Annotated in this window: 5 protein-coding genes and 1 pseudogene; 1 reads left to right on the top strand and 5 read right to left on the bottom strand. The window is 68.9% G+C overall.

Going from position 1 to position 6,000, the window contains the following annotated elements; translation table 11 throughout:
• Positions 1–93: pseudogene (locus ABZ809_RS18015) on the top strand (thioesterase); the annotation flags it as partial.
• A gap of 135 nt (positions 94–228) precedes the next feature.
• Here ABZ809_RS18015 and ABZ809_RS18010 read toward each other — a convergent pair.
• The 5 genes from ABZ809_RS18010 to ABZ809_RS17990 form a co-directional block, all read right to left on the bottom strand.
• Positions 229–1,257: a dipeptide ABC transporter ATP-binding protein gene (locus ABZ809_RS18010; protein WP_357563624.1), complete on the bottom strand. Its 1,029-nt coding sequence runs from the start codon at positions 1,255–1,257 to the stop codon at positions 229–231.
• Complete coding sequence (locus tag ABZ809_RS18005; RefSeq protein ID WP_357563623.1) at positions 1,241–2,278, bottom strand: ABC transporter ATP-binding protein; 1,038 nt, start codon at positions 2,276–2,278, stop codon at positions 1,241–1,243. The genes ABZ809_RS18010 and ABZ809_RS18005 overlap by 17 nt, the downstream gene beginning before the upstream one ends.
• Positions 2,279–2,309: 31 nt before the next feature.
• Positions 2,310–3,266: an ABC transporter permease gene (locus ABZ809_RS18000; protein ID WP_357563622.1), complete on the bottom strand. Its 957-nt coding sequence runs from the start codon at positions 3,264–3,266 to the stop codon at positions 2,310–2,312.
• A 63-nt stretch (positions 3,267–3,329) separates the two neighbouring features.
• Positions 3,330–4,268, bottom strand: a complete 939-nt coding sequence (locus tag ABZ809_RS17995) for an ABC transporter permease (protein WP_357563621.1) — start codon at positions 4,266–4,268, stop codon at positions 3,330–3,332.
• A gap of 90 nt (positions 4,269–4,358) precedes the next feature.
• Positions 4,359–5,963 (bottom strand): ABC transporter substrate-binding protein, encoded by a 1,605-nt coding sequence (locus ABZ809_RS17990; protein WP_357563620.1) that lies wholly within the window; start codon positions 5,961–5,963, stop codon positions 4,359–4,361.
• Between the last annotated feature and the right edge of the window lie 37 nt (positions 5,964–6,000).

Raw genomic sequence — 6,000 nt, 5'->3', positions numbered from 1 at the left:
CCGTTCGGGATCCAGCACGGCGGCGTGTACTGCTCCGTGGTCGAGACGGCCGCCAGCATCGGCGGGTCGCTGTGGCTGGGCGGGAAGGGGCGCGCCCTCTCCCGCGATCTTGCACTTTGTGCCCCGGCATACCGGACTAAGTGCGCAATCTGCGGGCACAAACTGCAAGATCGCGGGGGAGAGGAGCTGTGGGACGCAGGGCGCGGGGAGAGAGGGCGTGGGGGAGGGTCAGGGGGTGGGAGGGAGTTCGGCGAAGTGGCAGGCCGAGGGGTGTGGGTCGGCCGCGCGGAGGACCGTGTGGGGTTCCTGGATGGCGCAGACCTCCTGCGCCTTCCAGCAGCGGGTGCGGAAGTGGCAGCCGCTCGGCGGGTCGGCCGGGCTCGGCACGTCGCCGGTGAGCCGGATCATGGTGCGCTGGTCGCGGGCCTCCGGGTCCGGCACGGGCACGGCCGAGAGCAGCGCCTGGGTGTACGGGTGGGTGGCCCGCTCGTAGATCTCGTCCTCGGTGCCGATCTCCACGATCTTGCCGAGGTACATGACCGCGACCCGGTCGGAGATGTGCCGGACCACCGACAGGTCGTGCGCGATGAAGATGTACGACAGGCCGAACTCGTCCTGGAGCTTCTCCAGCAGGTTGATCACCTGCGCCTGGATCGACACGTCCAGGGCGGAGACCGGTTCGTCGCAGACGATGATCTCGGGCCGCAGGGCGAGCGCCCGGGCGATGCCGATGCGCTGCCGCTGACCGCCGGAGAACTGGTGCGGGTACCGGTTGATGTGCTCCGGGTTCAGGCCGACCACGTCGACCAGTTCCCGTACCCGCGTCTGCCGGCTGCCCTTCGGCGCGGCGTCCGGGTGGATCTCGAACGGCTCGCCGATGATGTCGCCGACCGTCATGCGCGGGTTCAGCGAGGTGTACGGGTCCTGCATGACCATCTGCATGTTGCGCCGCAGCCGGCGCAGCTCGGCACCGGAGGCGGAGAACAGGTCCCTGCCCTCCAGGGTGGCCCGACCCGCGGTCGGCGTCTCCAGCCGCATGAGCAGCCGGGCCAGGGTGGACTTGCCGCAGCCGGACTCGCCGACGACCCCGAGGGTCTCGCCCCGGCGTAACTCGAAGCTGACCCCGTCGACGGCCTTGACGGCGCCGACCTGTTTCTGGAACAGCACACCCCGGCGGATCGGGAAGTGCTTGACGAGATCGTCGACGGCGAGGATCGTCTCGCCCCGGACCTTGGTCGGGCTAGCGGGCGCTGTCATCACGGACCTCCTGCGCGAAGTGGCACGCGCTGGTCCGGCCGTCGCCGAGGACCAGGTCGTGGGGCACCACGTCGACGCAGACCTGCTGCACGTACGGGCACCGGGGGTGGAAGGGACAGCCGGAGGGGATCCGCATCAGGTTGGGCGGCAGGCCCCTGATGGTGGAGAGCTCCTGACCCCGGACGTCCAGCCTCGGGATCGACTCCAGCAACCCCTTCGTGTACGGGTGGGCCGGCGCCCGGTACAGCGAGCGGACGTCGGCGTGCTCGACGATCCGGCCCGCGTACATGACCGCGATCCGGTCCGCGACGCCGGCGACCACGCCGAGGTCGTGGGTGATCAGGATCATCGCCATGTGGAGGTCGCGGCGCAGGTCGGCCAGCAGGTCCATGATCTGGGCCTGCACGGTGACGTCCAGGGCCGTGGTCGGCTCGTCGGCGATCAGCACCTTCGGGTTCATGGCCAGCGCCATCGCGATCATGACGCGTTGCCGCATGCCGCCGGAGAACTGGTGCGGGTAGTCGCCGAGCCGGCCGGCGGCCCCCGGGATCCGCACCAGATCCATCAGCTCGACGACCCGCCTGCGGGTGTCGGCCTTCGACATGCCCTCGCGCTGGCGCAGCGTCTCACCGATCTGCCAGCCCACCGGAAAGACGGGGTTCAACGCGGACAGGGCGTCCTGGAAGATCATCGCGATCTCCTTGCCGCGTACCTGCCGGCGCCGCTCCTCGGGCAGCGTCAGCAGGTCCCGCCCCTGGTAGAGGATCTCGCCGGAGCGGATCACCGCCGGGGGAGTGTCGAGGATGCCCATGATCGCCTGCGCGGTGACGGACTTGCCGGAGCCGGACTCGCCGAGCACGGCGAGCGTCTCCCCGGGATCCAGGTGGTACGAGACCCCGTTGATCACCCTGGCCACGCCCTCGCCGGTGCGGAACTCGACGTGCAGGTCCCGTACGTCCAGCAGGTGGCCACCCTCGGGTGTCGGGGAGGCCGGCGTCGGTCGGACGGCGGACTGGCTCACTGTTTCTGCCTTTCGCTCGCGACTGCGGGGCTCAGCGGAGTTTCGGGTCGAAGGCGTCGCGGATCGCGTCGCCGAGCATGATGAACGCCAGCACCGTCAGCGCGAGGAAGGTCGAGGGGACCAGCAGCGGGGTGACCGCCTCCCGCATGTGCACCCGGCCCGCGTCGATGTCGATGCCCCAGGAGATGGTCGGCGCCTTGAGCCCGATGCCGAGGAAGCTCAGTGTCGCCTCGGCGGAGATGAACGAGCCGAGGGCGATGGTCAGCACCACGATCGCGGGGGCGAGCGCGTTGGGCAGGATGTGCCGCAGCATGATCCGGCCGTCGCCGGCGCCGAGCATCCGGGCCGCCGCGACGTAGTCCTGCTCCTTGGCGGTGATCACCGAGGAGCGGACGACGCGGGCGGCGGTGGTCCAGCCGAGCACCGCCAGCACGAAGATCACCGCGCCGATCCGGACCGCCGAGCTGTCGCTGTTCACCCGCTTGAGCAGCACGATCGCGGCGAGCAGGAGCGGGATGCCGAGCACGATGTCGATCACCCGGGAGAGCACCGCGTCGACCCAGCGGCCGAAGTAGCCGGCCAGCATCCCGACGAGGAGCGCGATCAGGCCGGTGAGCAGCGCGGAGAGCGCGCCGACCAGCAGCGACGCGCGGGCGCCGTACACCGCCCGGGAGTACGTGTCACAGCCCTGGAAGTCGTACCCGAAGATCGCCCCGCCCGACGGGCCGGCGTGCTGCCGGGACAGCACGCAGTCGCGCGGGTCGTTCGTGGTGAACAGGCCGGGGACGGCGGCCATGGCGGCGACCAGCACCACCAGGACCAGGCTGATCCAGAAGATCGGCTTGCGGCGCAGGTCACGCCAGGCGTCGCCGGCCAGGCTGCGGGGCTTCTGCGGTACGCCGACCTGGCTCGGCGCGCCCGGCTCACCCGACGGTCCCCGCCGCGCGGCCTGGTTCTCGCTGGCTGCGACGGTCTCGAAGTCACTCATGCCCGTACCTCGCTGCGCTCGGCGCCGGCAGGAAACACTGCGCTGCCGATTCGTTCGCTGCGCTCACTCATAGCGGATCCTCGGGTCGAGTACGGCGTACAGGACGTCCACCACCAGGTTGGAGACGAGGTAGACCACGACGAGCACGCTGACGATGCCCACCACCAGCGGGCCGTCCTCGGTGCGGATGCCGCGGAAGAGGTTGAAGCCGACACCGGGGATGTTGAACACGCCCTCGGTGATGATCGCGCCGCTCATCAGGTTGCCCAGTTCGACGCCGAGGAAGGTGACCACCGGGATGAGCGAGTTGCGCAGCACGTGGACGCTGACGATCCGCCTCCTGACCAGACCCTTCGACCGTGCGGTGCGGACGTAGTCGGCGCGGAGGTTCTCCGCCACCGACGTCCGGGTCAGCCGCAACGCGGTGGCCAGTGAGAGCGAGCCGAGCACGATGCCGGGCAGCAGCAGCGCGTACAGGTCCGGGTCGGCGCCGGCGGTGGCCGGGAAGAGCTGCCACTTGACGCCGAGGAGGTACTGCGCCAGCGGCGCGAGCACGATCGTCGGGATGCCGAGCACGAGCAGGGTCAGCAGCAGCGTCGAGTTGTCGAAGAGGCTGGCCCGCCGGATGCCGGCGAGCACGCCCGCGGTCACCCCGAAGACGATGGTGACCGCCATGGCGATCAGCGCCAGCTTGACCGTGACCGGCCAGGCGGCGACCAGGATGTCGCCGATCGAGCGTCCGGTGAGGGACTGGCCGAGATCCCCCTGGAGCAGGTTCTTGAGGTAGTCGAAGTACCGGTAGAAGAAGCCGCCGACCCCGGTCCGGTCGAGGTGGAACTTCTCCGTCAGGTATGCCCGCTGCGCGGCCGTGACCGGGCGTTCCCCGGCGAGCGCCTGGATGGGGTCGCCCTGGCCGGCGAACATCAGCGCGTACACGATCAGTGTGGTCCCGAAGAACGCGAGGACCATCTGGAGCAGGCGCCGCAGAATGAAGCGGAACATACCTGGCAGTCTCTCTGAAAAAGGGCAGAAAAGAGGGCGGGTCGGGCCACCGTCCGCCGATGGCCCGACCCGCCCTGCCTTGCCCTTCTGTTACTTGACGGCCTCGATCTTCAGCAGGTCGATCCGGTCGAAGAGATCCATCTCCACGTTCTTGACCTTGGTCGAGTGGCCGAAGTTGTTCTGGCCGTACCGCAGCGGGATCACCGGCAGGTCCTCCGCCAGCAGGTCCTCCGCCGCCTGGTACTTCTTGATCGCCTCTTCCTCGTTCGCGGCGGTGCTGCCCTCGGCGACCAGCTTGTCGAACTCGGGGTTGTTGTAGCCGTAGTAGTTCGACGAGCCGTTGCTGCTGTACAGCGGGCCCAGGTAGTTCTCCATGGACGGGTAGTCCATGACCCAGCCCATCCGGAACAGGCCGACGGGCTGCTTGGCCTTGAGCTTGGTCAGCAGGTCCGCGAACTTCGGCTCGGCGGTGCCCACGCAGTCAACGCCCAGGTTGGTCTTGAGCTGGTTGCAGGTCGCGTCGATCCAGTCCTTGTGGCCGCCGTCGCCGTTGTAGGACAGCTCGATCTTCGCCGGGCCACCCGCGGCCTGGTACAGCGCCTTGGCCTTGGCCGGGTCGAACTCGCCGGCCTCGCCGATGGTGTTCTCGCGGTAGCCCGAGACGACCGGCGAGACGAACGAGCGGGCCGGCTGCTGCGAGTCCTTGAAGATCGACTTGGTGATCTCGTCCCGGTCGATCGCCATCGAGATGGCCTTGCGCACGTCCGGGTTGCTGAACTCCTCCTGGAACGTCGGGAAGGACAGCACCTGGAGCGACGAGGCGGGGCTCTGCTTGAACCGGTCACCGAGGTCGGTGCCGGCCGTCGAGAGGTTCTCGGTCGGGATGGTCTTGATGACGTCCAGGTTGTCCGAGAGCACGTCCGCGTACGCGGCGGTCGGCTGCTGGTAGATCCGGAACTCGACCCCGGCCACCTTCGGCTTCTCGCCGGGGAAGGCGTCGTACCGCTCGACCTCGACCTTGGCGTCGTGCTGCCAGGTGCCCTTCATCTTGAACGGACCCTGACCGACCGGCGCCTGCTCGTAGGACTCGGCCAGCACGCCCGGCGCGGAGAACGCGGCCTTCGGCATCGGGTAGAAGGCCGTGTAGCCGAGCATGGTCTTGAACTCGCTGTACGGCTGGGACAGCGTGACGGTGAAGGTCAGGTCGTCGACCTTCTTCAGCCCCGTGAGCGTCTTGGCCTTCGGGGTCTCGCCCTGCAGGTCCTCGTAGCCGGCGATCTTCTCGAAGAAGTAGCTGGAGTTCTGGCCGTTGGGGGCGTACGAGCCGTAGTTCCAGGCGTCGATGTAGTTGTCGGCGACGACCTTCTCGCCGTTGTGGAAGGTGTAGCCGTCCTTCAGCTTGACCGTCCAGGTCGTGTTGTCCTCGGACGTCACCGACTCGGCCGCCACCTCGTGGGGCATGTTGGCCTCGTCGTAGTCGACCAGCGGGCTGAACAGGGCGGAGAGCACCTGGGAGCCGCTCGTCTCGTTGGTGTTGGTCGGCACCAGGTGCTGCGGCTCGGCGATCTCGATCCGCACGGCCGCGTCGGGGTTGCTCTCGCCGGATCCACCGTCGCCGCCCGAGCCGCAGGCCACCAGGCCCAGGGTCACCGCGAGCGGGAGGGCGGTCCAGGCAGCGAGCCTACGAACACGCATGTAGCCTCCTCATCTCCTCACGATGCGCAGTCAGGCC

Source organism: Micromonospora sp. NPDC047074, from assembly GCF_040643815.1.
Taxonomy (GTDB): Bacteria; Actinomycetota; Actinomycetes; order Mycobacteriales; family Micromonosporaceae; genus Micromonospora.
This window is presented reverse-complemented; position numbering and strand designations above follow the sequence as displayed.